This is a genomic window from Paraburkholderia sp. BL18I3N2 (assembly GCF_003001875.1).
Classification (GTDB): Bacteria; Pseudomonadota; Gammaproteobacteria; order Burkholderiales; family Burkholderiaceae; genus Paraburkholderia; species Paraburkholderia phytofirmans.
The window spans coordinates 1-26,499 of the sequence record NZ_PVNC01000015.1 but is presented as its reverse complement, the minus strand read 5'-3'; the positions used below and the strand labels follow the sequence as shown (position 1 = coordinate 26,499).

The 26,499-nt window shown below is 60.5% G+C and carries 20 protein-coding genes; 10 read left to right on the top strand and 10 right to left on the bottom strand.

Going from position 1 to position 26,499, the window contains the following annotated elements; all coding sequences use genetic code 11:
- Nucleotides 1-72 precede the first annotated feature (72 nt).
- From B0G75_RS29120 to B0G75_RS29110, 3 genes are read right to left on the bottom strand one after another with little or no spacing between them, the layout of a single operon-like run.
- A complete protein-coding gene (locus tag B0G75_RS29120) occupies nt 73-1,551 on the bottom strand; it encodes an efflux transporter outer membrane subunit (RefSeq protein ID WP_106313500.1) in 1,479 nt (492 codons plus the stop codon).
- Nucleotides 1,548-4,736, bottom strand: coding sequence for an efflux RND transporter permease subunit (locus B0G75_RS29115; protein WP_106313499.1), 3,189 nt, complete (start codon nt 4,734-4,736; stop codon nt 1,548-1,550). The genes B0G75_RS29120 and B0G75_RS29115 overlap by 4 nt, the downstream gene beginning before the upstream one ends.
- Nucleotides 4,733-5,848 (bottom strand): efflux RND transporter periplasmic adaptor subunit, encoded by a 1,116-nt coding sequence (locus tag B0G75_RS29110; protein ID WP_258194769.1) that lies wholly within the window; start codon nt 5,846-5,848, stop codon nt 4,733-4,735. Before B0G75_RS29110 ends, B0G75_RS29115 begins: the two co-directional genes overlap by 4 nt.
- A gap of 412 nt (nt 5,849-6,260) precedes the next feature.
- Here B0G75_RS29110 and B0G75_RS29105 point away from each other — a divergent pair, with 412 nt between their 5' ends.
- Nucleotides 6,261-6,779, top strand: a complete 519-nt coding sequence (locus B0G75_RS29105; protein WP_106313497.1) for a helix-turn-helix domain-containing protein — start codon at nt 6,261-6,263, stop codon at nt 6,777-6,779.
- Between the two features lie 21 nt (nt 6,780-6,800).
- Here the strand turns inward: B0G75_RS29105 and B0G75_RS29100 are convergent, their stop codons facing one another.
- Complete coding sequence (locus tag B0G75_RS29100; protein ID WP_258194753.1) at nt 6,801-7,703, bottom strand: LysR family transcriptional regulator; 903 nt, start codon at nt 7,701-7,703, stop codon at nt 6,801-6,803.
- Nucleotides 7,704-7,822: 119 nt separating this feature from the next.
- On the opposite strand from B0G75_RS29100, the gene B0G75_RS29095 reads away from it, so the two are divergent.
- The 4 genes from B0G75_RS29095 (at nt 7,823) to B0G75_RS29080 (ending at nt 11,829) form a co-directional block, all read left to right on the top strand.
- The gene (locus B0G75_RS29095; RefSeq protein ID WP_106313495.1) at nt 7,823-8,326 is read left to right on the top strand and encodes a DUF1993 family protein; all 504 of its coding nucleotides are present in this window, start codon (nt 7,823-7,825) and stop codon (nt 8,324-8,326) included.
- A 1,575-nt stretch (nt 8,327-9,901) separates the two neighbouring features.
- Nucleotides 9,902-10,363, top strand: coding sequence for a hypothetical protein (locus B0G75_RS29090; RefSeq protein WP_106313494.1), 462 nt, complete (start codon nt 9,902-9,904; stop codon nt 10,361-10,363).
- Nucleotides 10,364-10,373: 10 nt separating this feature from the next.
- Nucleotides 10,374-11,066 carry a protein mobD gene (locus tag B0G75_RS29085; RefSeq protein WP_106313493.1) on the top strand — a complete coding sequence of 231 codons (693 nt, stop codon included), beginning with the start codon at nt 10,374-10,376 and terminating at the stop codon, nt 11,064-11,066.
- Nucleotides 11,059-11,829 (top strand): hypothetical protein, encoded by a 771-nt coding sequence (locus B0G75_RS29080; protein ID WP_106313492.1) that lies wholly within the window; start codon nt 11,059-11,061, stop codon nt 11,827-11,829. Before B0G75_RS29085 ends, B0G75_RS29080 begins: the two co-directional genes overlap by 8 nt.
- Here the strand turns inward: B0G75_RS29080 and B0G75_RS29075 are convergent.
- Together B0G75_RS29075 and B0G75_RS29070 are read right to left on the bottom strand one after the other, a co-directional pair.
- Entirely contained in the window at nt 11,824-14,046 is a 2,223-nt protein-coding gene (locus tag B0G75_RS29075) for a ParB/Srx family N-terminal domain-containing protein (RefSeq protein WP_106313491.1), read from the bottom strand. The genes B0G75_RS29080 and B0G75_RS29075 overlap by 6 nt on opposite strands.
- A 124-nt stretch (nt 14,047-14,170) precedes the next feature.
- Complete coding sequence (locus B0G75_RS29070; protein WP_106313490.1) at nt 14,171-15,004, bottom strand: DUF932 domain-containing protein; 834 nt, start codon at nt 15,002-15,004, stop codon at nt 14,171-14,173.
- A gap of 1,031 nt (nt 15,005-16,035) precedes the next feature.
- On the opposite strand from B0G75_RS29070, the gene B0G75_RS29065 reads away from it, so the two are divergent.
- Genes B0G75_RS29065 through B0G75_RS29055 form a run of 3 tightly spaced genes read left to right on the top strand, consistent with a single transcriptional unit; the run spans nt 16,036 to nt 19,869 of the window.
- A complete protein-coding gene (locus B0G75_RS29065) occupies nt 16,036-16,476 on the top strand; it encodes a pyrophosphatase (RefSeq protein ID WP_106313489.1) in 441 nt (146 codons plus the stop codon).
- 46 nt (nt 16,477-16,522) lie between these two features.
- Complete coding sequence (locus tag B0G75_RS29060; RefSeq protein WP_106313488.1) at nt 16,523-17,674, top strand: hypothetical protein; 1,152 nt, start codon at nt 16,523-16,525, stop codon at nt 17,672-17,674.
- Nucleotides 17,671-19,869, top strand: coding sequence for a hypothetical protein (locus tag B0G75_RS29055; protein ID WP_146142548.1), 2,199 nt, complete (start codon nt 17,671-17,673; stop codon nt 19,867-19,869). The genes B0G75_RS29060 and B0G75_RS29055 overlap by 4 nt, the downstream gene beginning before the upstream one ends.
- A 182-nt stretch (nt 19,870-20,051) precedes the next feature.
- On the opposite strand, the gene B0G75_RS29050 is transcribed toward B0G75_RS29055, so the two are convergent.
- The 4 genes from B0G75_RS29050 to B0G75_RS29040 form a co-directional block, all read right to left on the bottom strand.
- A complete protein-coding gene (locus B0G75_RS29050; RefSeq protein WP_106313486.1) occupies nt 20,052-22,007 on the bottom strand; it encodes a hypothetical protein in 1,956 nt (651 codons plus the stop codon).
- Between the two features lie 46 nt (nt 22,008-22,053).
- Nucleotides 22,054-22,257: a hypothetical protein gene (locus tag B0G75_RS41520; RefSeq protein WP_258194752.1), complete on the bottom strand. Its 204-nt coding sequence runs from the start codon at nt 22,255-22,257 to the stop codon at nt 22,054-22,056.
- Nucleotides 22,258-22,332: 75 nt separating this feature from the next.
- Nucleotides 22,333-22,629, bottom strand: a complete 297-nt coding sequence (locus tag B0G75_RS41515; protein ID WP_258194751.1) for a hypothetical protein — start codon at nt 22,627-22,629, stop codon at nt 22,333-22,335.
- A gap of 58 nt (nt 22,630-22,687) precedes the next feature.
- Nucleotides 22,688-23,977, bottom strand: coding sequence for a dsDNA nuclease domain-containing protein (locus B0G75_RS29040; protein WP_106313485.1), 1,290 nt, complete (start codon nt 23,975-23,977; stop codon nt 22,688-22,690).
- Between the two features lie 396 nt (nt 23,978-24,373).
- Between B0G75_RS29040 and B0G75_RS29035 the strand changes: the two genes are divergently transcribed.
- Both B0G75_RS29035 and B0G75_RS29030 read left to right on the top strand, forming a co-directional pair.
- A complete protein-coding gene (locus B0G75_RS29035; RefSeq protein WP_106313484.1) occupies nt 24,374-24,643 on the top strand; it encodes a hypothetical protein in 270 nt (89 codons plus the stop codon).
- Between the two features lie 38 nt (nt 24,644-24,681).
- Nucleotides 24,682-26,415: an NERD domain-containing protein gene (locus tag B0G75_RS29030; RefSeq protein ID WP_106313483.1), complete on the top strand. Its 1,734-nt coding sequence runs from the start codon at nt 24,682-24,684 to the stop codon at nt 26,413-26,415.
- Nucleotides 26,416-26,499 lie beyond the last annotated feature (84 nt).

The window sequence follows — 26,499 nt, the reverse complement described above, 5'->3', positions numbered from 1 at the left end:
AACCGACTGCATCGCACTACGAGCCGAAAGCAGGAAGCTGTTCCCCATAAACCGGTTAAGTCGTGCGCCGGGTCACTTCGTCTGCGCGAGGTGCTGATGCGAGGCGTCCCATCCGCCACCGAGCGAGCGGAACGTTCTCACCGCGGCGCGGGCAGCGTCTGCCTTCGTCGCATCGAGATCGTCGCGCGCATCGAGCAGTTGCCGGTCGGCGTCGAGCACATCGGTGAGCGTGATCGAACCCGCGCGATACGCTTTCTCCGACAGATCGCGCGCCTTCGTCAACGCGGCGACTTCCTGTTCAATTTCCTGCGCGCGAATCTCTGTTTGCGAAAGCGTCATCAACGCGTCTTCGACGTCTTCGGTTGCCTTGAGGGCGGCCTCCCGATACTCCGCCAACGCTTCCGCATAAGCGCCGCGCGCATTCTTGACCTCGGCGTCCACCTTGCCGAAATCGAACAGACGCCACTGCAGCGCACCCGTGCCGATTGGCTGGAACGACTTCGCGCTAAGAAAGTGACTGGCTGAAATGCTGTCGAATCCCAGGGCGCCCGAGAGCGAAATCTTCGGGTAGTAATCGGCAATTGCTGCGCCGATCGCTTCGTTGGAAGCCGCCAGGTGGCGTTCGGCAGCGATGATGTCCGGGCGCCGCCGCAGCACGTCGACGGGTTGATCCGCGCTGCCGATGGCGGGCACGTCCGGAATCACACCCGCGTTCGTGCCGAGTTCTGCCGCAAAGGTCCCCGGCTGGGCGCCCATCAGCACGTCGAGCCGGTTCAATTGCGCTTCGAGCGACACGCGCAAGCTCGGAACGGTGGCACGTGCCTGAAGCAACAGGGCTTCAGCCTGCGCCACCTCGCGTTCATCCGATGCGCCCGCCTGTTTACGCGCTTTCACGAGTTCCAGCAGACGCGCATCGGTATCGACCTGGTCCTGGGTGACGGCCAGTTGCGCCTGCAGCGCTCTGATTTGCAGGTAAGCGTCGGCTGCGTCGGCGGCAACCGTCACGCGCGTGCCGAGTTGAGAGGCCTCGGCGGCCTGCTCTTCGTCGGTGGCCGCCGCATGCGCGCGCCGCAGGCCGCCCGCCAGATCGATTTCCCAGCTTGCCGTTGCACCGGCGACATACTCCTTCTGGTCGCGGCTGTAGTTGGGAAACGCGCTCGCAATCGTGCCAAGCGGACTTTGTGTGCTCTGGTGTAATGCCGTGTACGACCCATTGGCATCGACTGTCGGAAGCAGGCGGGCGCCGGTCGCCTGAGCCGCGGCGCGTGATTGCGCGACGCGTGCGATCGCAGCCTGGAGGCTCAGGTTTTGATCCAGCGCCCGTTGCACCACCTTGACCAGTTCGGGATCATTGAAGCCCTTCCACCAGCTATCGAGGTTCGGGGCGGGCAACGTCGTTTGCCGGTCGGCGACGACCTTCGCGTTGTGAAACGGCGCCATCTCGGTGTGAGGCGCAACGTAGTCGGGCCCGACCGCACAGCCCGCAAGCATTGCGCTGACAATCAGACTGCCGGTGATCGCTTTCGAAGTTCTGGATACGAAGCCGTTCATTCCACTTCTCCACTACCGAGTTTCCGCAAAACAGGCGCGCTCCTGATGCCGAGTTTGCGAACGAAGGCGTAAAACGCAGGGGTGAATGCGAGCCCGAAGAGCGTCACGCCGAGCATGCCGAAGAACACCGTTGTGCCGAGCGATTGCCGCATTTCCGAGCCGGCGCCGCTGGCAATGGCGAGCGGTGCCACGCCCGCGATAAACGCAAACGACGTCATCAGGATAGGACGCAACCGCACATGTGCCGCATGGGTGGCGGCGTCCTCCGCATCGACACCGTCTTCCTCCTGGCGCTGTCTGGCGAACTCGACGATGAGAATGGCGTTCTTCGCGGCCAGTCCGACGAGCACCACGAAGCCGATCTGCGCAAGAATGTCGATCGGCATGCCGCGCACGTTCAGACCGATCGCTGCGGCGAGCAGACACATCGGCACGATCAGCACGATCGCGAGAGGCGTCTTCCAGCTTTCATACTGCGCAGCAAGCACGAGGAACACGAACAGTGCCGAGGCAGCAAAGATCACGAGCGGCGACATGGTCTGCTCTTTCTGCTGGTGAGCGAGATCGGTCCATTCGTATGTGATGCCGTTCGGAAGCACCTGCGCTGCGAGCTGTTCCATGTGCTGGATGGCGTCGCCCGACGAATATCCGGGACCGGCTGCACCCATGATTTCCGCTGCGGGATACATGTTGTAGCGCGGCACGCGATACGGCTGGGTCGTGTTTTTGAACGTCGCTACGCTGCTGATCGGCACCATATCGCCAGTCGAGTTGCGCACCTTGAGCCGTCCGATGTCTTCGGGTGTCCGGCGGAATGCTTCATCGCCCTGAACGCGTACCTGGTACGTGCGGCCCATGAAGTTGAAGTCGTTCACGTACTGCGAGCCAAGGTATAGATCCATCGTGGAGAACACATCGGTGGGCGTGAGCCCGATCTTTTCCGCCTTCAGGCGGTCAATGTCCGCATAGACTGATGGCGCGCCCGCGTTGTAAAGCGTGAAGACACCACCGAATACCTTGTCCTTGTTGGCTGCAGCCACGAGCGCACGTGACGCGTCGGCGAGCGCTTGCGGGCCGAGTCCGCCACGGTCTTCCAGCATCAGCTTGAAGCCGCCTGCCGCGCCCAGCCCTTGCACGGGCGGCGGATTGATCACGATGACCACCGCATCCTTGACACCCGCGACACGCTTGCGGAGTTCGACCAGCATCGACGCCGCATTGACGCCGGGGACATGCTTGCCATACAGCGAAGGCAGCCCGTAGAAAAGCGTGCCGACGTTGGGCGCAATCGTGCCCGTCGTGACGTCGAGGCCCGACACAGGCGACGTGTGTGTTACGCCCTTGAGTCCGGGCGTATCGAGCACGATGTCGTTGATTTCGCGAATCACCTTGTCGGTGCGTTCGAGACTGGCGCCCGGAGGAAGGAACGCAATTACCGCCTGATAGCCGATGTCCTGTTCCGGAATGAAGCCGGTCGGCATTCTCGACATCTGCAACGCAGTTGCCCCAATCAGGCCCACGTAGACGATCAGCATCACGGTGGTCGCACGCACGGCGCGCCCCGTCATCCTTCCGTAGCGCGACGACAGCCATTCGAACGACGCATTGAACCGGCCGAAAATCGCGTGATGGAGGCGCCCCATCGCGGTCGATCCGCCGCGGGACTTTTCCATCTCGTGCGGCTTGAGAAGCACCGCACACAGAGCCGGGCTCAGCGTAAGCGAGACGAAGCACGAGATGACGGTGGACGCGGCGATCGTAATCGCGAACTGCTTGAAGAACAGCCCCGAGATGCCGGACATCAGCGCAGTGGGGCCGAACACCGCACACAATGTGAGGGCGATGGCGATAATGGCCGTCGAAACCTCGTTCATCGTTCGATGAGCGGCTTCTTTCGGCGACATGCCGAGCGCCATATTCCGTTCGACGTTCTCGACCACGACGATCGCATCGTCCACGACAATCCCGACGGCCAGAACGAGTCCGAACAACGAAAGGTTATTGATGGACGCGCCGAACAGCGAAAGGATCGCGAACGTACCGACCAGAGACACCGGAATCGCGACAACCGGGATGATCGTGGCGCGCCAGTTCTGCAGGAACAGATACACCACACCAACCACCAGCAGAATCGCAATGCCGATGGTTTTCGCGACCTCTTCGATCGATTGGGATACGAAGGTAGTCGGGTCGTAGATCTTGATGTAGTCGACGCCGGGCGGGAAGCTCTTCTTCAGCCCGGCCATTTTGGCCCACACGTCGTGCTCGACCTGCACCACGTTTGCATCGGGCGTGGCAATGACGAACCACGGCGTGGCGGCATACCTGTCAGCGTAAGCCTTGGAGCCGTAGTCCACCGAGCCGAGCTCCACACGGCCGATATCGCGAATGCGCGTCAGACGTCCCTGCGTATCGGACTTGACGACGACGTCGCCAAACTGTTCGGGTGTCGTCAGACGGCCAAGCGCGTCGATATTGATCTGATAGGCACCTGTGCCATTGTTCGATACAGGCGGCTGGTTGAGCACACCTGCCGAGACGGCGGCGTTCTGCGCGCGAAGCGCTGCCAGTATTTCATTCGCGCTGATGTTGTACGAGGCTGCCTTGTCCGGATCGATCCAGATGCGCATCGCGTACTGCCGTTCGCCGAACAACTGAAAGTCCGACACGCCCGGCAGACGCGCGATCTGATCGCGGACCTTGAGCATGTAATTCGACAAGTATTCAGGGCTGCGCGAGCCGTCGGGTGAATACACGTGAACGCCGAGCAGCAGCGCCTGGATAGTCTTTTTCACCTGGACGCCCTGCAACTGCACTTCGGCAGGCAGGCGCGACAGCGTGTCTTCGACGCGGCTACGTGTCAGCAAAAGCGCGGTATTCGGATCGGTTCCGACCTTGAAGATCACCGTGATCGTCAACTGACCGTTGCTGGTCGACTGGCTCGAAATGTAATCCATGTTCTCGACGCCATTGACGGACTGCTCGAGCGGCGTGGCGACCGTGCGTGCAATCGTGTCGGCCGATGCACCGGGGTACGAAGTCGTGATCTGAATGGTCGTGGGAACGATGTTCGGATATTGAGCGACGGGCAGCTTCACCATGGTTGCCAGACCGATCAACACCGCGAATATGTTGAGCACCGCCGCAAAGCGCGGGTGCTCGATAAAGAAGTGAGTCAGTTTCATGATTCGGCTCCTTGGCCACCGTGCTCCGCCGAGAACTGAATCGCTCCCGCGCGGGGAGAAATCTTCGCGCCGGGACGAACAGAAGGAATGCCGTCGATTACGACCCGGTCGGTTGCGGCAAGTCCGGATCGGATGACGCGCAGGCCACCTCGAAGGTCGCCGATCTCGACTTTTCGGGGCGAGGCCACGTTATCGTCTCCGACGACGTACACCATGTGGTCCGTTTGATCCTGGAGTACGGCGGCATCGGGGACGAGCAATGCCGGTTGCGGTGCAGTCGTTGCCAGCCGCAGGCGTGCGAAGCCACCGGGTGTCAGCGACAGGTCGCTATTGGGAATCGTCGCGCGGGCATGAATCGTTCCGCTCGAACGATCGAGCGTGTTGTCGATAAAGTTGAGGGTGCCGGTGCGCGCATAGTCGCTGTCGCCTGTCGGCGAAATCTTCACTGCGTCTGCGAGTGGTCCTTTCTGGTTTCCACGAGAACGCTGGAAGGCGGCGTAGTCGTTTTCGCTAATGTCGAAATCCAGGTAGATCGGGTCCAGCGAAACGATGGTCGCGAGCAGCGTCGTGGGGCCGCTGCCGGCGCGGCTGCCGGATACCAGATTGCCCGTCGAGACGAGGTGTGTGCCGATGCGCCCGGTAAACGGTGCCGTGATCTTGCAGCGATCCAGGTCGAACCGGGCGTCGCGAACGAGTGCATTGGCGTTGTCGACAGCCGCTTGAGCGGCACGTTGTTCAGCGACTTTCTGATCGACGTTCTCGACCGTGCCCGCCTCAGAACGCTGCAGTTCCTGCGCCCGGGCAAGCTCGCGCGTGGCGAGCGCCAGCCGCGCATTCGCGGATTCGAGTCCGGCCGTCGCCTGGCTCAGCTTGATCTGATACGGCTCAGGATCGATCTCGAACAGGACGTCGCCCTTATGCACGATGTCGCCGTCCTTGAAATTGATCTTCACGAGCGTGCCGCCGACCTGCGCGCGCAACTCGACGCGATTCACGGCCGAGAACTGCCCAAGAAACCCGAGCCGGCCTTCGATGTCACGCTGCAACGGTGCGCTGATGGCAACCGACGGAGGCGGCGGTACGACGACGGGCGCTGCACTCGACCAGTGCATGTGAGCAGCCGTGGCCGCGATCGCCACGATCACAGTCGCTGCGACACCTTTGACGACCCATCGAAGGGAGCCGGACGACGTCGGGTTGGCGGGCGTCGCCACTCTCGTCTCGGTCTGATCAATTTCAGTATTCATGGCATTCCTAATTATAAAAACAGGCTATACAACAGAGGGTTGTGGCCCGCCTCGCCCGTCAGATCCATCAATCTTTGCTTTCTCATATAAAGAAAGCCGCGTAGTCCAGAATCTGGCCGCGTTCCCGGGAGACTTCCCCGTGAACGACTGCCGGATAAGTTTCGTGACGCAACTATAGACAACACCGTTGCGTCACACTACTGGCTGAAACCGGGAAGCTGTTCCCCACAATCCGGTTAAGTTGCGTGACGCAACTTGCGCTAGGATATGTCCCATCATGTATAGAAAACGCTTCGATGGAATGGACTGTTCGATCGCTCGCGCCCTCGACGAGGTAGGCGAGTGGTGGACGCTACTGATCGTTCGCGAGTGCACGCAAGGCAGCACGCGCTTCGACGAATTTCAGAGCGGGCTCGGTATCGCCCGCAATGTCCTCACGGCCCGGCTCGAACGTTTGATCGAACTGGATATCCTTGAACGCTTCCCGGTCGCGGAACGCGCGAACACGTTTGGTTACCGCCTCACCTCGAAAGGGGCGGATTTATATCCGGTGCTGGTCGCGCTCATGCAATGGGGCGACAAGTGGCTAAGGCCAAATGGAAAGCCGCCGATCACCCTGGTCGAGCATGCGAGTGGGAGTGCCGTGGAGACCGTGGAAGTTCGGGCGACGGGCGGGCAAGCGCTGACGTACCGGGACGTGCGGTTCGCTGTCGGTCCGGGTGCAACGAAGGCGACGCGGGGCGTTATCGAGAACCGGAATGATCGGGTGCTCGGTGACGAGATTGACGAGTCGTGAATCTGAAGGGAACCGGAGGCGCTAGTGTCGCTTCTGCTTTCCGAATCGCGAAAGCGATTGCCTGAGTTTGGGTGCCGCGAAGTCGATGAAATGCCGCAGTTTGATGGCCATCAGATTTCTGGACACATGAACCAGATGGACCGGCACGGGCTCGATCTCGAACTGTGGCAGGAGTATCTCGAGCTGCCCGTTACGGAGCGCTTCATCGGCATCGTGCTCGAATACGTAGGTGATGCCTGCGTTGTCCACGGCAGCGCTGACGGCAGCGTCGGGCGTGGTGACCTCGAGGCGCGGCTTTACGCCGAGCACATAGGTCTTGCTCGTTGCGGGAAGGCGGAAGCGCCACGGCGACAGATAGGGGCTATTGAAGACGACGCATGAATATTTCACGAGATCGTCGGGTTCGCGCGGCGGCGGATGGTTGGCAAGAAAGGCCGGACTTGCGCAGACGATCGGGCGCAACGAACCGATGCGCGTGGCGATCATGCTGCTATCCGCGAGTTCTCCGATCCGCAACGCGAGATCGGCGTGCGAATCGATGAGGTCGATGTTTCGATCGGAGAGAAGGAGCCGAACGGTGATGTCCGGATACTGCGACAGGAACTGATTGATGACGGGCAAAACATGCAGACGGCCCAGCTGCACGGGTGCAGTCACGACCAGCTCACCTTTCGCGGTCGCGAACTCGCCGGTGGCCTCGCGCTCCTGTTCTCGCACGAGGTCGAGAATGCGTCGGGCCGCCGCGACGTATGACATGCCCGCGTCGGTCAGTGTCAGCTTTCGCGTGGTTCGTATCAGCAATCGGGTCCCGAGCAGTTCCTCGAGATCAGCAACCTTGCGGGTGAGGGTGCTCACCGGGATCTTCAGTTCGCGTGCTGCCGCCGACAGGCTTCCCCTGTCCACGGCGGTCAGCAGCATTTCCATGGCTTCCAGTCGGTCCAACGCGTTCGCTCACATGGGTTAGGTCGCGGTATTGTATGGGAAGTCCTGCGCTCTTGTATCAACGCATGACTTGACGAACACACATATTGCTGGAGGTCCCGATGTATGCACAGGCTATCGCCCAATGCGTGCAAGCAGTAAAAACCATGGAAACTTTTCTCGACAAGGCGGAGCGCTTCGCGGAGGCGAAGAAATTTGATGTCGCCGTTCTATTGTCGACGCGTCTCGCTCCCGACATGGGCGGGTTGCTCTATCAGATACAAAGCGCTTGCGACTATCTGAAGGGCGGCGCCGCCTGGCTTTCAGGGCAGCAACCCCCGCGGCACGAAGACAATGAGCGGACCCTTGATGAAGCGCGTGCACGCATCCGCAAGACGATCGACTTTGCTCAAAGCGTGGCGGTAGACCGGTACGCTGACGCTGCCAGTCAGATCGTAAAAGTATCCTGGGTGCCAGGTAAGCTAACTGGCGAAAACTATCTGCTGCAGATCGTGATCCAAAATATCTACTTCCATGTATCCATGGCTTATGCGATTTTGCGCACGAATGGCGTGGACCTCAAGAAGCTGGATTTCATTGGCCCCGTCAATGCCTTTGATGCCTGATTCGTGGGTGCCCGGAATTGTTGATGAACGGCGAAAGGAGAAAGCTGACGGTTTCGTCGCACACGATCTGTTGACGATGCACCAAGATGAGCGACCGCCTCGCAAACGAAAGCGGACATTGGATTGCAGAAGACGACCGACAGCAATGGGTCGCTATGCAAAGCTTTACATAGCGACCACTATGCATAGATCACAACTAGGCATAGATATTCGCGCCGCAGTCGCTGAACGCCGAGCGGGCTTACCAGACGACAGCCCACCTTTTACTATGCTTGACATAGTTTTCGGCGGTCACGCGGAACGACACTCCTGGCCCAACGCAACGAAGTCCGTCAGTACCATCCCCGGCGCCGTCACGCGAATCGTGCCGGTGCGTGCAACGCACCGGCTCGCTTGCCCGGTAAGCGAACGTGTTGTGAAATTCCCAATGTACGAGCCATTGCCACTATCGCTTCTGTGCGCGTGAGTCCGCTACGAACGCGCCGCGATTAGGTCAATACTATGCAGAGCGATGTTCACCCACGTGCTTTAAATAGATAGGGTTTCGTGCCGGTTTTATGACGATCTACGCATAGTTGCGATCTACGCATAGTTGCGATCTACGCATAGGGGTCGCTTTGGTGCGTTCGCCATTGCCCGTGCTCGGCCACCATCAGCCGCTCGCTATGGGTTCACCGATTCATTTGAACGACTGCTCCGCAGTCCTTTGACCCATTCAAAAGGGGCGCTTCGATATTTTGTCGCGCCCTCAATTTTGTGCGATATAAATTATCGTCCTGCACGTCGCCCAAAACCGGCGTAAGCCAATCCTGCCATCCCTTGTTTTCTGTGCATTTTTTGTGGTCCAGAGTAAACCCCGTGCGCAGAAGTTTCTGCCTTCGAGTAAACGGCCGATGGTGCCGTGGAGAACGGCGTGCGTTGTCCTTGCGATGACGATGCGACGTGGGGTTGTGCCTGAGTCAACGCATTGCGTAAAACGATGTGTTAAGGACGCGCAACCAGTGCGTCATGAACTGTGAACCAGTGGCGAACCCAATGTGTGAAGTGTGCGCGCTGCCGTGCGTTGGGTGCTCACAAAAATTCGAATGGTTTGCTGGGTATATGTGCTGATCGATGTGCTTCGCGCGGCGCACGAAAATACAAAACGAGAGAGTGTGCTGGGAGCCTATGCAACGCTCGTAACGAGTGAAAGGATGTGGACGGTGCGATTCAAGCGGTGCGCTATGGGGCAAGCATCGAACGCGCAGACGATAGCGAAACACCATGAGCAGCTCCCGGCTAGGCGTGTACAGTCGGCGTGCCTACATGTGATACAGCCGAAACCACAATCCGGCGTCAAGGTGACGGTCTCCGGAGTGAACGGCAAGCGCTACCCCGGCGCTCCTAAATGCGTTGGTGAAGCGTGTCGCGCGCGCACCACATTCGCAAAAAAAGTGCGTTGTTCTCCTACATTCCCTTCGCTGCTGGTGTGTTCCTGCGCGGGCAAGTCGTGCGCAAAAACCGTGTTGACGCGTGCTCAGGACGTGCGCACGATGGTGTCACAGCGAAGCGTAGCCGATGTTCAGGAGGGTAACGATGCCTGTTGCGAAGGTCTATACGAAGTCGCAATGGGAGGCGTTTGGTCGCGCACTCGACGAGCTGCCGGAGAAGCCGGATACCGAACGTGGCGTGACGGTGCGCGATGCGATGAAGGACATGCGTGTGCGCGTGAGGACTGCGCAGGCGAAGGGCTATACGCTGGAGCAGATCGCGGAGCAGGCGCAGCAGCAAGGGCTCGACATCACGGCTGGGACGATTCGCTATGCACTGCGCTCGACCGGGAAAGGCGGTAGCGCAGGTGGTGTTGCGCGGCCAGCATCAGGTGCACGCGCGCCCGGTGCTGAGAAGGTGTTTACGGCGCAATCGCGGGCGCGGGATGCGACGTCTCAGACAAAGCATGTTCGCAAGGATGGGGGAAAGACGGAAGCCAGACCGCAATCCGGGCCAGTGCAGGGTGCACTCGGATTTGCGATCCGGCCCGACACCGACGATCTGTAGAGGAGTCGAGATGGATACGGCAGTCAATCCCATTTATCTAGTGGGTGGTGGCAAGGGCGGCGTTGGCAAGAGCCTCGTCGCGCTCGCGCTGGTCGATCATCTGCAGCGGCGCGGCGTGAAGCCCGTGCTGGTTGAGAACGACACGTCAAACCCCGACGTGATGAAGGCCGTGCAAGGCGAGATTGATTGCGCCGCGTTCGATCTGGACGAGGCTGAAGGATGGATCAATTTCGTGAACTATTGCGACGAGCATCGCGACGCAGTAGTGGTGGTCAGCACAGCAGCGCGTAACCAGGATGGCGTTGCGCGCTACGGCGCGACGCTGTCCAGTACGCTGGGCGAGCTTGGCAGGCGACTTGTCGTGTTCTGGGTGATCAACCGGCAGCGCGACAGTCTGGAACTGCTGCGACAGTTCGGTGAAACCTTCCCTGACGCAATGACGCACGTCGTGCGCAATGGCCATTACGGCACACCGGACAGGTTCGTGCTGTATCAGGACTCGAAAATCCGCAAGAGTGTCGAGGCAAAGGGGAGGTCGCTCGACTTTCCCGAACTCGCGGATCGCGTGGCGGACGATCTGCGCAGTCAGCGCCTGTCAATTCGCAAGGCGGCGGAGTCGCTGCCCATCGGGCAGCGCGCGGAACTGCTGCGCTGGCGGGCGCTCTATGACGCGATGTTCGCCGGGGTGACGGGCAATGCCTGAGCGGCGGGCGCGGCGCGGACGTCCTGTCGATCCGCTCGCCCGGCTCTTTTACGACGTGACCGGGGAGAAGCCGGACGACGCGAGCCTGCTACGCATGCGTCGGGTCTCTACGGCCCTGAACCTGCGCGACAATGATGCGCTCTGGTCGGTGCTGGCTGTGCTCGAATACTATGCTCGGCTTTACGAGGCGATGCCGGAGCGCATCCAGCAGGCAGGCAAGGGCAATCTGGACGCAGTGCGGGATGAGGCACGTGAGGCAACGGACGCTTTGATGGCGCAGCACCGCGACGCGCTCGCGCGCTGCAAGGCGACCATCGAACTCGCGGAACGCATGGCCGTTGAACACGAGGCGAGGTATCGCACGACCCTCGCGGCACTGAATGAACAGGCGTTGGTTGCGCAGGCGGGGCGCGCGGCTGACCGGATTGCCCGCATCGCGGGAAACCGCGTGGTGGGCGCGGTAGCCGTCGCGGCTCGCGAACACCGGCAGCAACTTGACGAAGCGGTAGCTCTGTTTGAACAGGAGATGAGCGCAGCGGCGGCGCGTGCCGCGAAGGTCGACCAGATTGCCGCGCGACGTATGAGGAAGGCGTTCCGCGCACTGGTGGTCTGGGCGCTGATCGTTATTCTGCTCGCGGCGACAGCGGGTGGGCTGGCTGGTAGCTACTCCGGTCGTCATATGATGCGGGCAGACGGCTTACCGTCTGCCCGCACGGGTCATGCGTCGTTGGTGTCACCTTTCATGAGCGCGAGGGCGTCATGAAGCGTGTGCGAGGCCAGCAGCGGTCGGGAAGGGCCACGGCGGCTGCGCGCCGGCCGCGGCGGGAGCCACGGCCCCATCGCAAGCCGTGTTGTTGATGCCACTGTGATTGCTCCCGGGCTCGGCGGCGCCGTCGTCGTCCTGCACGTCGTCGGACCCGTCGCCGGTGTCCGGGCCGTGTTCGTCCGCCCCGGTGTTCCCATCCTCGTCGTCGTCGTGCTCCCATGACGGCGTGACCGGGATTTCTGTATCGGTGAGGATTTCCGGGAGCCACGCGACCTTCGCCAGACGCAGTTCGGCTGCGGCAGCAGCGTCGGCCTTATTCATCTTCCCGAGGTCGGCCGCAACCCTGGGCGACACGGCTGCGGACACGACTTCCCCGATGCGCGCCTTACTGACATGATCGAAGTACGCGGTACGGGTCGGCGTCCAGTACCGGGTCATGTCCAAATTCAGCGCGCCCGCGAGCGCGCTGATCGCCTGCGGCTTTTCCTCGCCCACGATGCCGTCGAGCAGGGTGCCGGTGCAGAAGGCAAGCAGGTCAAGCAGCGTCGTGCCGGGATCCTGCTTCGCGAGCCACGGCAACAGGTCGGTGCGTTTCGCGGGCAACTCGGCGGCCCACCGGGCGCGTTGTACCTCAATCGCGCTCCATGCGGCGCTGGTGGGCAGGTCGTCCGCCGCTCGCAGCAGGCTGTCGCGATTGTTGTCGCCCGATAACGCCAGATAGTCAGGCGCGGACGTGTAACCGTAGTGCTCAGGTAGCGCCTGCGGAACGAGATGCCGCAACAGGGCGGCGAGCGCGACGGCGGGCTGCGTGACCATTTCGGCGTGGATGGCGACGGTGCGGTGCGCGGTGAGTCGCTGGCAGAGTTTCGCGCTGTGGACCGGCTTGAGCTTCGGAACAGGACCGTCTGCCGGGTCCGCAGCTTCCGCCTGCGGCGTGCCGGTGACCGTTGCACCGGCCGCGTCAAGTGCCGCACTGTTCTCGCGCCGCACGAGACCGCGCTCGACGAGCAGTTTTCCCTGCGGATCGATGATCACGAACGCGCCCGCCTCCGCCATCTGCTGTGTATCCCACACGAGAGCGCGGCTCTCGAGTGCGACGATCGCGGCGTTGACCCGTTCGATTTCAGCATCGAGGCGGTTGGCTTCCTCATAGGCATTTTCGTCGTCCTCGGACAGTGCCTCCAGCTTCCCGGCCAGTTCATCCTGCTCTGCGGTAAGCGCATCCATTTCACGCTGCTCGTCGTCCGTCAAGGGGCGCTGGAGGGGGCGCAGCTTGCCGTAGCGGTTAAGCTCCAGCATGTCACGCTCGACTCGGGTTTCTGTCCAGCCCCAACCCTCGGCGCGTACTTCTTCTGCCGCCGCGTCGAGCTTCTGCGCGACGAGCCGCTGCAGCAGTTCGGCATCGGCAACGTAGCCCGCATTCCCGTCGTCGCTGAAGAGGTCACGGCGTACATAGCCACCCGCTGCTTCGTAGGTGTCGAGGCCAATGAAGCGCACAAGACGGCTGCGGCTCGCGTCGATTTCGGCACGCGTGATGGCCTGCCGCAGATAGTTGGGCTGGCGCTGCCACTCGTTCGCATCGAACCAGATGTTTTCCTGCGTTTCATGGTTGTCCGCGAGGGCGAGTGCGGCAAGCTGGTCGAGCGTGATCGCGTCCTTCCGCAACAGGGTCAACAGTTTTGGGGATACATTAGCGAGCTTCATGCGCCGTTTGACCGTGAGCCGCGAGGCGGAAAAGAGTGCGGCGATGTAATCGACGCTTCTCCCTTCCTCGGCTAGCATCCGGTATGCGCGCAGCACGTCGAAAGGATCGAGTCCTTCGCGCTCGGTGTTCTCGATCAGGGAGATGGCGAGGGCTTCGCCTTCGCTGACAATCCGTACGGGGACCGGGTAGTCGGCTGCGATGTCTTTCTGTTCGAACAGAAGGTCGAGGGCAGCCTCGCGGCGCTGACCGGCGCACACGCCGTATTTGCGCTGTCTGCCGCGCGATGCCTTTATCTCGTGGACGACAAGGTTTTGCAACAGACCCTTCGCCCGGATATTGGCGGCGAGACCGGGAATGCCCGACAGGGGTTTCGTGCGCGCATTGAGTGGCGACGGTCGCAGGCTGGAATACGGCACGGTCACGATGGGCTGCTCGTTACCGAAGTGGGATTCGAGCACAGCCACGGATTCGGCGGTATCTACCGTCAAGGTTTCGGATTGGGCTTGCATGATTGACTCCAGAATGTAGAAAAGAAAGTTCCGGGCCGGGCACTATCGGATTTCATCAGGACTCGACCCGGAGAGGAATCCTGACGGATGATGAATGGAAGCGGATTTCTCGCCCCTGTCGTTGCTATGCCTTCATCTGGCGCATTGCATCCGCGAGCATCCAGAGGGCGCGGTTGAGCTTCACGTTCTGGTCGATGCCGGTGATGGGACGGGTGGACATCGAGCGCCCCGTGCGCGAACGTCCATGCAGGCCGCCCTTGGTGAGGTTCTCCTGGACGCGGTTGAAGACGGTCCAGAGGTCGTCGCGCCGATCCTCGAAGCGGCGCGGAGCGAGCAACTGGCTGTCGGTGACCGGGGTCGGGGCCTCCGCGTCGGTCGGGTCGTAGCGCAGCGCCAGTGCGGAACGGGCGAACGCTTGCTGTTCGTCGCGGTTGAGCGTGACAGCGCGCATGCCTTCCTTCTGCTCGCGGATCAGGTCGAAACCGTCGAGCACGTCGAATGCGCCGTTGATCACGTTCTGGACGATGTTGCCCTTGTGCGGGACGCGGATATCGGCGACGTTGTCGCCTGCCACCATGCCGTTCTGGCACACGAAGCGCAGCATGCCCGCGAGCATCTGGTAACTGCTGGTGCCATCGTGCGAGTTCAGCAGCACGATTTCGTTGGCCTCCTCGCCACTAATCTGGTCGGCGTGACGAAGCCGAAGCATGTGTTTCGTGTACTCGCGACGGTCGTCGTGCCTCACGCGGGTCTGACAGACCATGAAGGGTTCGAAACCCTCATTGCGCAGGCCGCGCAGCACGTCGATGGTCGGAATGTAGGTGTAGCGTTCGGAGCGGCTTTCGTGTTTGCCGTCCGCGAAGATGGAGGGGGCAATGCGGCGAATCTGGTCGTCCGACAGGGGGGAGTCGGCGCGAAGCATCGGGGAGCCGTAACGGAAAGAAGAAGCGAGTTGCATGGCAATCTCCAAAGTCAAGGTTGAGGACCTGAACCGGGCGACGGGATGTGACTTGCCGTTGTGGCTGGACATCTCTCGGTGGAACTCGGGGTTGGCTTTGCTGCCGCCAGGTTCCCGGGTTCCCGCCCGTGCGACTTGAGGAGCCGATAGCGGACTGGCGTCAAGGAAAGAGGCGAGGGAGGGGTGCGGGCAACACGGTCCCTCGCCCCTTGACGCCAGTCCGCTATTGGCTACGGTCGCGGGTCAAGGGCGGGAACTTGGGAGCCGGATGCATGCCGGGCCTCGGGTTGACCGGGCAGGGGTATAACTGGAAGACTGGAAGATGACCGGGGTTGACTGCTGCGCCAGGGATTGATGCCCGACAGGGGCGAGACGCGGGGACGCGGTTCGACGCGCAGCGCGAAAGCCCGGTCCCGATGCGTGAGCGTCGGGAGGCGTCCGATCGCGGTCGGCGGCGCCCTCGCTCTGATCATGAGCGGATGCGCATAAGGCAACCCGCGAGTGAGACTTCCGAAGGAACGAGGGGGCGAGATGTCACGTACCGGAGTAATTTGACGTCGTTGCGTCGATGGCGTGTTGGCGACGGTTACGTGTCAGTGCTGTGGCCGTGGTGGAGGCCGTTGTGCGCGGTATCACAGTTCGGATTGAAACGGGCCGCGTCGGGTGCCAATCGGGTGCCGAGCCTCACGGCCTGTCTGACAATGTGCGACATGGGTTGACGTCCGTCGAGGCGAGGCGCACTAAGCGGCAAGATGCCGCGGATGGACTTCCCGTTCCGCATTCAAGCTGGGGCGAGGTAGACATGGGTTCGTCCGCCCCGGCAGCCGCAATGCGAAAGGCGGCCGATTCGGCATTGCCGCCATCCGGGTGGTGGCGCAGCGCCAATTGTCGCCCGGGACAGACTTCCGGCGGATCTGCCACGGCGGGATTGTGATCGTCAGTCGCCGGCATTGTAAGATGCTCAACTGACCGGATATTTTGACCGGGTGCACCCGCTATGCGGGCAGATCTCAGAATCCTGGAGCCGTATCATGCAGAAGACTTTCGCGCAACGAATAGCCCTGATGAACGCCATGTATCGACTGCCGGCACATGACGCTGCCGTCGTTCCCGAGGACGTATCCGATCGCCTGAAGAAATTCAAGGCGACATTGCTCGACGAGGTGCATGAGATCGATGACATCGTCAACGCAGCAGACAGCGGCGGGGACAAACTCGATATCGCTGTCGCCATTGCCGATCTGTTGGGCGACGTGATCGTTTACTGTCGGTCCGAAGCGCTCAAGTACGGTATCCCGTTGGAGCAGGTGCTGGATATCATTATGGACAGTAACGAGAGCAAGCTCGGCGCGGATGGTAATCCCATATACGATGCCAATGGGAAATTTCTCAAGGGCCCTAACTACTGGAAGCCAGAGCCGAAAATCAGGGAACTGCTTGCCGCTAGTGAAGCTCGCTCCGGTAGTGACTGATGGTCGCTGTGCGTAGGCTGACATTTATTCGGATGGTGCACATTAGATGAATCCATTGGTCATTTCGGAGCTGGACACGCTTGGCGATACGGAGGCGGCCCTGCGCGCTGTGAGCGACGCTGCCGGCGCTCCGCTTCAATTGAACAAGGATAGTGTCGGAAAGCGGAAGGGCGCATTGCATGATGCTGCACGTCTTCAACTACTGCTAACCTGGGCGCGCTCTTCCCTGGAACCCTATCTTCATTTTCATTCTGCGAACAGCGTCGAGACAGTGTTGTCGGAGTTGTGTGACTACGCACCCGGGATTGCAGCACTCAGACTTGCTGACGGAGTCAAGGTCGGAGAAACCGTTGTGCCCCGACGGATCGCGCTGGCGCGCGCTGCGGAGAAGATGCAAAGCTCGGATGCCCAGGAATTGTCTCGAATCATCAAAGGGAGATGTATCGATCTGACCTGCGTGAGTGGGTCACGGGTCCAGTACCTGCGTCCGCTCTTTACGGCACGAAGATCGGATGCCGTGAAGAAGAGCGAGGGGATGCACCAGCTGCTTCGTGCGCTTAGTGAGCAGATCAGCAAGGATGACGCGAGCCTCGTGCCAGACAGTTTTCTGAAGGCCTGCAGCATTTTTGCAAGTGAGTTGTTTGGAAACACGCAGGAGCACGCAATCCGGGATCACCGGGGTGCTTTCTACCCTGCACACGTGGAAGGGTTGATCGTCAGTTGGACGCAGATGGATGAAGCGATGTTTGGCCGTGACTTTCAGGGAAATCCGAGGCTGACGCGGTTCTGGGATGAGGAGCTGTCTCCGGCACGTGGCGGCGCGACCCGCGCGTTGCGTTGTCTGCAGCTGAGTTTCTTCGATTCAGGTCCCGGTTTTGCAAGCCGGGCAACGGGGCGCGCGACCGAGGAACTCAGCCGTGCCGATGAGCGGACGGCCCTGGTGAGCTGTTTGCGAAAGAATGTAACCTCGAAAAAACGCGAAGCAGGCGCAGGCGGCGGTTTGCCGGCGGTGCTGTCCGAGCTGAAACAGATCGGCGGACTGCTCAGAATCCGGTCTGGGCGGCATGCAGTGTTTAACGTCTTCGATCGGGTCGAAGACCGCGACCTTTTCGACTTTTCTGACTGGGCGCCCGGTGAGCTCGCGCCGGTAGCCGGCGCCGTCATTACGCTGCTTGTTCCGTTGCGCAAGACACCATGAAAAAATCATATTCCTTTGTGGCCTCGGGGACGTGTCGAAGCTCCGGGACGGGCGTTGATGCGCGATGCATTTTTTTTGATGACCGGTCATCAATCACTGACCTGGAATTCTTCGATGAACTTCAGACGGCATTGAAGCTGTCCGAGACGCTGCCGGATTGCGTGGTCGTCCTGTCCAGCCCGGACTTGTGCCGGCGTCTGTGCGAATACTGGTCGACCTCGACTGACCAGCGCGATAACTTCATGGCGCGTGGCGCGCGGGAGGGTGTTCATTACGTCAAGAGCTATTACTTCTTCGCGTGGGACGCGCACGGGCTGAGGCTCGAACCGTCCGGACATTCGCAGCCGTCTTCGTCTTCGTTCGACCTGCCTGTCGACGATTTTTGCGAGCAGGGGCTACGGCAGCTGGTTAGGGACAATCCGGTGGTCCAGGTGGCGCCTGCGGGCCATGTGTTCAAGCATCCTTCCGGCACGATCAACAAGGTGTTCATCCAGGCACGCGAGTTGCCGGTCAGTGAACCCGAACTGTGCTTTGTTGGACGCTCCCTGTGCCGTGCGTTTGCGCCCGGTTTGCTGCGCGACGTGCAGACCGTTTTCGTGGACACGATGAGCATCTATCCCTTCGTGCGTGAGGCACTGGATATCGCTGGAGCAACTGCACGTATTCGCAGTTTCCACTCCTACGGCGCCTTGAGTGAACTTTCCCCTCCCGCGGAACCGTATGTTGTCGTCGTCTCGGCGTCGACCACTGGGGGGATGGCGCGGAAACTGTGCGGGAATCAGGGGTTCGATGACAAAAGAGTGTTGACGCTCATCGATACCAGCGCTGTGGACCGAAAGGGGATGGTGCTGATACCGCTTGATCAGGTCGATGAGATCTACGCGGCGCATCTCTCCGATGGCACCGAAACCGAAATCGAGCTTGTTGGCGAGCACTTTTCTTCCAAGGCGAAGCCGCCCCGTTCGGTCACTCTGGGGCAACCACATACGCCGAAGGATCTGATCCGGATTCTGCAGGAATTCGGTATCGACGGGACACGAGCCATCAATTGCGTTCCTCCGGGGCAAAACGCCTCGAAGCTGGTATGTATCGATGCTGGCCGGGTCGCCTCGAGCGAAAAATTTCATGGCTGGCTCATGGCCGAGATTCCGTGGAGTGTTTCGATCGCGATCGATCACATCGTCTTCACCAATGACGTCGGATCGGAGGCGATCGCAGCGCTTGCGGCCGATATCATCGAGCAGGCCAAAGGAGCACGCCCCACGATCATTGGATACAACGAGCTCGATGGCGCTTCGCTGTCGGCCGCACAAGGGGTGCTCGTGGTGACTGCGGTCGCTGGCGACGGTGGGCTTCTGCGCGAAATCAGCAGGGATCTGCGAGAGTTCGTATCGCCAGCACTTCCTCGTCATTTTCTCGCCGGTGTCGGGCTGCCGCAGACCGGGGAGGCCTGGGAGCGGTTGCGTCAGTTCCTCGAGCGCAACACGACGCATCGTCGGTACGGGTTCTCATCGTGGCTTGTATTGCCGGTCGGTCCGGATGGCAGCGACAGCGCATGGCGCGATCTTGTCGAACTAGCGGCGCGTGCTGACATTGCTGTTCCGGCCGCCGACGTCGTCGACAGTGTGATCGCGGACCAGTCCCTGACAGCGTTATCCACAGGCGTCGGCGTCGCCTATGATGGTTTCTTGCCGAAAAGCGATGGAACGCCGCTTGGACTCTCCGATGGTTTTCTGTTCTTTGGTGATGCGTTCAAGGACCGGCTTGCCGAGGTAACCCCGGCGGCGACCTACCTCGCCGTGTCGTCCGTGCTTCAGGCTGCACGGGACCTGAAGATCGCATCAAACCAGCTTCGGCCAACGGGATACGAGTCCGTCGTGCTCGCCCCCGAAAACTTCCTGAGGTTCAACGACAACCTGTTGCAGGCCTGCATGCTCAGGGCGGCACATCCGTCGGAACTGGATTATTCGGCCAGCCCGCACCTGAGTACCTTGATGAAAGAGTTTCTCGTCAAGATTTTTGCGCGTCATGCTCACCCTTATGGCGCGGCCTCGCTGGAGTTTGCTGCCGCGCTCGCGACCGGACGGCTGAAGCTGAAGAAAGCAGACGCCCAGGAGGTGGTTGCCGGCGCGATCCGGAACCTGCAGTCGCAGCCGTCCGCACTGTTAGGTTTGCTCCTCATGGTGACGGTCTAGAGCAACTGGCAGGCGGCGACGGTTGGGCATCACGCGAGCCGCGATCGCGGGAATCCCTGAGAATGACGACTCGGGAGGATAGCGGCAGGGACGGGTCCCAACCGTCGGCGCCGGCCATCGTGGTGTGGCCAGTAGCGGTCGCTGCGCCTGGCCGTTGCGGCGTGAATTGTTCGCCGGTGCGGTTATTTGCCACTGTAGTACGGAATGAGCGGCGGGAACGCGCGATCGGCCGGACGCATGTGGCGTTCGATGAGAGTGAACTCGTGGGCGGGCGCGGGGGGCGAAAATTCCTTGTCGATCAGAACGAGCTGGATGCCACGAAACTCGGACTGCTCAAGTTCATAGAGCATGCGGTAGAACCCCTCGAACTGCGTGCGATTTTCACGCTCGCTGATGTTTTTCATCGGTGAGTCGATTATCAGCAGCTCAGGTAACGGCGCACCGAGTTCGGCCGTCAGTCTATGTACGGCGACGGCGAAGCAGCATTTGAACAGCGTCTTTTTGCCACCGCTGCTCAGTGTTGCGAAGCTGGTAACTGCATGATCCCCCGGTTCCGATCCGTACACTTCTGGGAAGAATGAGGGCAAAGGTATTTCGACACGATCGTCCCGAGTGATTCCTGGCACGCCAGCACGAACCAGGCAGTCGAGGAAGAGCACCTTCAGCCGGTCGAGATTGGTCGTATCGCTTTGTGACGCAGCGCGCGCAGCCTTGAGCTGCTCCCGGACAGTCTGTTCGCGCGTAACGATTTCCGCCAGGTGAGCGCGTTGCTGTTCGAGCATCCTGGGCAGTCGTGCCAAGCCGGCGAGATTGTCTGCTTCCTGCAGAAGGGCGGACCGTTCGCGCTCGTAGGTGATCACGGTGGAAAGATACGCTGTGTCATAACGGGCCAGCGCTTCATTGCGTTCACGCTCGATGTGGTCCTTGCGCTTCAGGATCATGTCTCGCCTCGTGCGCAGCGTCGACAGTTCGTTGTCGGTGTGCGCCAGCACAGCCGTCAGATCTGTGATCCGCGCCCTGACATCGCGCTCGACGAGTGCCATCTCGGTCGGGTCGATGGCGCCGACATCGTCCACCTGTCCACAGACGCTACAACATCCAGCCGGACGCTCAGGCAGCGTTTGTGTGCAGCGCGGACAGGAATGGAACGCGACACCAGTGAGGATGGCTTTTGCCGAGGCCGAGCGTCGAAACTTCAGCGTCAGGGTTTCAATTTCGTGAAGATGTCGCTGGTCGCGTTCCCGTGTTTCAGAAAGGCTTGTGCACTGGTCGTCGATGTGCGCGAGTTCCTCGCCCAGCGAGCGCGCCTGCTCACGCAGACTGTCTGCAGCGTGTGCTGTCTGCCGTTCGCTGTCGACCGACGCACGGGCACTGTCGATCCTGTCGCCAAGCCCTGCGGCGCGGGAGCGAAGATGGGTGATGCGGGTCTGAATCTGGTGCTCCGACTCGACCCCCGTGTCCGTCAGTACGCGGGCGAGCCCCCCAATTGTGGCATTCAGTGCCTGTCGCTCGCCGCGCAGCTGATCGAGTTGCGCCTCGAGTTCGGCCACATGCTCGTCATGGAACCCGACCACATATCGCAATACATCACGACTCTTGTTACGCATGTAGAACGGCGCATCTTCGTCGAGATAAAAGAACGAGCTGTCGATTTCATCCTGATCCAGGTAGCAGTACCACATCAGGTCGCGTATCGAGAGGCGGGCACTGTCGCTGTCGTCCTTGAGCTTGCTTTTGCGGACTTTGGGCGCCTTGATGCCGGAGAGCCTGAACAGGAGGTCGGAGAGATTCTCGACGTCGGTGCCAGGCAATACTTCACCCTCTGCCTTGCGCGCCGGGAGGGTCAACTGGTAGTCGCTGCCGTCTTCGCTCCATGTTGCGATAACACGGTCAGCGTCGCGAGGACGCTCGATGAGAAGCGTGCCGCCTGCCAGTGTCAACTCAAGCGTCGCGCCCTCGAATTCGTTCTGCATAGCGGGGGTCAACTGAATGTTACCGCCGAGGCAGTAGTCAACCAGTCGGACAATACTGGTCTTGCCCGCGCCCATTTGCCCCCAGAAGTAGCTGACGTCGGCAAATTCAATTTTGACGGTGTCTCGCCGCAATGCGAGGATGAGAGATTGCAAGCGGAATTTCATGCGTGTACACGTCCTGGATCAAACGCAAACATTTGTGAGAAGTTGATCAATAGGGCTGGATTTCTTCGCCCCATTTCATGTCCACAATTTCGGGAATCGCCTCGTAGACGAAATCCTTGAGTCGTGTTGCTGACATCGCGCCCACTGACTTGAGAACAACGTCGGCACGTCGAGAGAGGTCCGAGTACATGGGATCGGCGCGAAATCCTTCGGCAAGTTCGCGGCCAGCGGGGGTGAGTCCGATTTGCACGGTGTTGCCCTGCAGGCCAAGCGTAATGAGGCCGCGAGCGGCCAGCAGGCCGAGCCAGCGCCGATAGCGTCCATCCTAGGGGCCGTAGCGGAACCGGACCATCTTTGTCTCGATAGAGGTGCGCTCGCGCGGGTGGACAGCTGCAAGGCTGGCATCGAGTCCGAGCTTGGACAGCGCGCGTTCCAGGCAGGTGGGATAGCGCAGCAGGAAGTCGAGCTTTGCGAGCTTGGTGATACCTTCCACAGCCTTGGCTTTGGTGAGTGCCGTTGATTTTCTGGCATCGGCGCTCCACAGTAAGACCAGTAGGCGCGCGAGATGAAAATCATCCATATTTTCAGTTTCGGCAACCGCTTTGATCAGGCGCAGACTCATCGGGATCGCTCGGCATGAGACACAGCATCACAGCTGCTGCGTGTCGGATTGACTTGCTTCATGGTGCGTCCGAACTGACCGGAAACCGTGGGCCCCACCATGTCCGGCATTCCCCGGTCAGCAGGCCTGCGACGCCGACAAGACACTCATAGCTCTGGTTGCAGACTTCTCCCGCGTGCTGCGAGGCAAGGTCTCGAAGACGATCCTGGACGTCAATCAGCATGGAGGGACCGTAGGGTATCCCGCGCTGGCGCGCGCGAAGATTGGCTTCAGACAGTTCGCCGTGCACGCGCTGCTCAATCTGCTGGAGTCGCTCGGGGAACCTTTCAGGATATCGGGTTGCTTCTTCGAGCAGGTTATATTCGGCCGCACGTGCTCGCGCAAGCATGTAGTCAACATCCTCTGACAATCCAGCGGCAACGAGCTTCTGTTCAAGCACGCTGGTCTTCAGGCCGGCATTGAGATCGATCGTCGGTTTGCCCGGAAACCGGAAGGAGGGCTTCCCGGCTGACGAAGGTATAGCCAGCAGCGACTGTGCGATGTCGATACGCTTGGCCAGCAGGACTGGATCGGGATCCACAGGATCGATGAGTGCACGCAAATGCCTGATGGGGTCGCTCACCTGAAGGGACGCGGCCCGATGGACGAGTGCAACTAGGCTGTCCCTGAATGTATCGAGCTGTTCAGCGATGAGCTCGCGGCAGATCGGCAGCCGGGCAATGTGTTCGTGTGACAACGCGGCATCGAACTCGCCACGCGACGGACCGAGAATCAGATCCATGCGGTGCAGGGTGAGAAGCAATTCGTCGACCTCACAGCCACAGGTGGCCAGTAGTTCGTCGAAAGCGTCGTCAAAGGGCGATGATATTTCGGCCCTGCTGGGGCACTGGTGGATATGCTCGAGGAATAGACGTGGACTGCGCCCGCGTCGTTTCTGGTCCGTACTCGCTGGCGTTGGTTCGTCGAACTCTGTATTGGAGACGAAGTAGACGTGACCAATCCGGTCGCCGAATTCCGCTATGAGATCAACGAAACGCCCGATCGACCTTGTCAGTTCGCTATCGGCCAGGTTCCAGGCGCCGCGTTCGGGGCGTGATGTCTTGATCTGGTATGCATCGAAGACGCCCTGGTTGTCCTCGGCGAGAAAGTCCTCATGATGTTCGCACCACAGCGCGGTGTACGGTCGCGTCCCGAGCCGGGCCGCAACCATAAGCATGACCCCGTACGCATGCTGATACCGGAAATTGCGCTCCGTGGCGTCGCCGGGGTCGCTGGTGTTGCGTTTCGTTGCCGGGTTGGGCGCGCTCGGTGCACGCACTGTGGATTTGGCCTCGCCGCTCGGTCCCATGGGAATTCTATATTTGGATTGGGGTAAACCTCGTCGCTCTCGCGCAGAACAGTATCAGGAAACAAGCGAATGCGGCAACGGTTCCAGGGGGAGCTAGCAAGCAATCCGGTGCAGCATTCCAAAGTTATGCGAATGCACTGCCTGGCAGAGCCCGTTGTGCCGGCGACGACGTTGTCGTATCCGTTTCGCGCACGATCCCGGTATTTTCGTTTTTTTTCGTTTCCGAAAGAACTGCGGACCCGGGACGCGACGCGGGTTTGCGGGCGCGACGACTGGGCCCCTTGACGTGACGGGAGCAGCCAATGCTCCACGCCGTCAAAGGCCGAAAAAGAGAGTTGCGGTGCTATTCTCCAGTCAGCGGATTTCTTCCAATCAAGCACTTCAACTGGAAACAATATGAGTGAACTGACGGTTGGCGATCTGAAACGCCAGTTAGAGGGGTTGGGCGACGATGTGAAAATCTCGTTTGCTGGCGGGTTGACGTTTTATCGCCTGAAACGGTGGGGAGACGAGGAGTTCATTGTCGAGTTCAACGAAGCTGAGGGGTATCTGACCGAAGACTTCAAGAAGCGCAACCCGTCCGTACAGGTTGTGTTTATCGGCACCGGCGCGGTCGATTGGGACGCCGATGGCCGCGTGGGCCAAGTCGACGTCTCGGTCATGTAAGACGGGCCGATGCCGCTGAGTGTCTGCTGACGTTTCCTATGAACGAGAATTCAACGAACACCGAGATCTACGTTGGGGGGAAGATCGAGCATGCCTCAGAGCGCAAGTTCATTGCGTCCGCCCTGTCATGGTTGTGTGATCAGGGACTCCATGCGGTTGTTCTTGCCAATATCGAGATCGATGGTCGGCAAATAGATTGCATAGTCGCGACGAACAATTTTGTGTCCGTCGTGGAAATCAAGGCCAGTCAACTTCCCCTTCGCGGTGATCTGAATGGGGCTTGGGCGCGGTTGTCAGCTTCCGGCGAATGGACCGACTACACCAACGCTTATCAGCAGGCGGTCGGGGCAAAAAACCGCGTTCGCGACGCAATGCAGGCAATCAAGCCCGTGGGGAGTTTTCACCCCGATGGACTCGTGGTGTTCACGAGTCCTCTCCCGGAGGGATCCGAGGTCACGCCTGGCAACTTCAAGGCTCGTGTGACGACAATCGACGTGTTTCCTAAGCAACTCAGACTGACGGGAACATCACCTTGGACGGTAGCTGATTGGCGGGCGTTTGCGCGAAAGTTTGAGCTGACCGCGGTGACCCTGGTGGAGGTCACAGGCAGTGCAGAGATGCAGGAGACGTCCGAACTCTTGCGGCGCTATCGAGACGCGATGGTGTCGGAGTATGGACCTGCCGGCAGGCAATGGTTGCCAGAGACGGAAAGCCAGCGCGACGGGCTATTGGAAGCCGTTGTCGCCAACGCAGGCTGCTACATCCATGGCCCATCAGGTTGTGGGAAGTCGCTGATGGCGAAGTGGCTGGTTAGCAAACTGGCGGGGCAGGGGCATCCGGTGTTCTTCCTTGCGGCAAAGAACTTTGTCGGATCGTGGGCTGATAGTCTGCGTCGGGAGGTTGGCCTGCTCGTCGATGACTTGCCCGGCAACCTTTATCTCGCTGTAGCCCGCTCCGACCATCCGGTCTTTCTAGTGATCGATGGTATCAATGAATTTGGTACCTTGATGACGGAGGCCATTCGTGGCGTTCGGGCGCTGGCGAGACGCATGGGAGCGCTGCTCATCGTCACCGGGCAGGATACCCGACCTGTGGAGTTGAATGGCTTGAGAAGCATCGAGGTCGCGCGCCCGACGCTCGATCTCAAGCAACGGATAGCAATGTCGTCAGGTGGACGCTTGAGCCCGGTCGCGCTGGACGTACTTCGGGGGTTAGGGTCAGGGATCGAGGCCCGCCTCGTGGGACAGATCGGTACCGACCTGACAGCTGACGCTACGCGCCTGCTACTGATAGACCAGTTCATCCGCAAGCGCCTGGGACAGGATGCGCGTGCGGGACTGTTTGGTCTGAGAAGACTGGCTGGCATGCTCCACGAGCGGGTCGCATTCTCGGTGGCCGAGGCTAGCTTCGATGAGTTGATGCATGCTGAAGGCCTCAGCTTTGCGCAGTGCGATGCGCTGTTCACGGCAGGCATACTGATACGCCGGGCGGGGCGGGTATCGTTTTCGCATGAGATGCTGCTCAATGCGTGCGTGGCGTGGAGCGTGGCGCGTACGGCGGGGGAAGACGCGACGGGACTGGGGGAGCGACTATCGCTTCCTCTCCTGGATCCCCTTGCCGGTGACATTGTTGCTGCGATCGACGATTCGGCCGTTTGCCATGCCGTACTCTCTGCGGCAACGAGTTCCCCACTGCTGGTCGATGCCGCGAAAGGGTATTTTGGTCCGATTGCGGCATCGGCGGCCATGGCCCTTCTGAATGGTAAGCGGTGAAATAAGCGCACATGGTTTCCTGAGTCTTGATCGCGCAGCATATGTCCACTCATTGACAGGTGGACATATGACGCAGAATCCCTC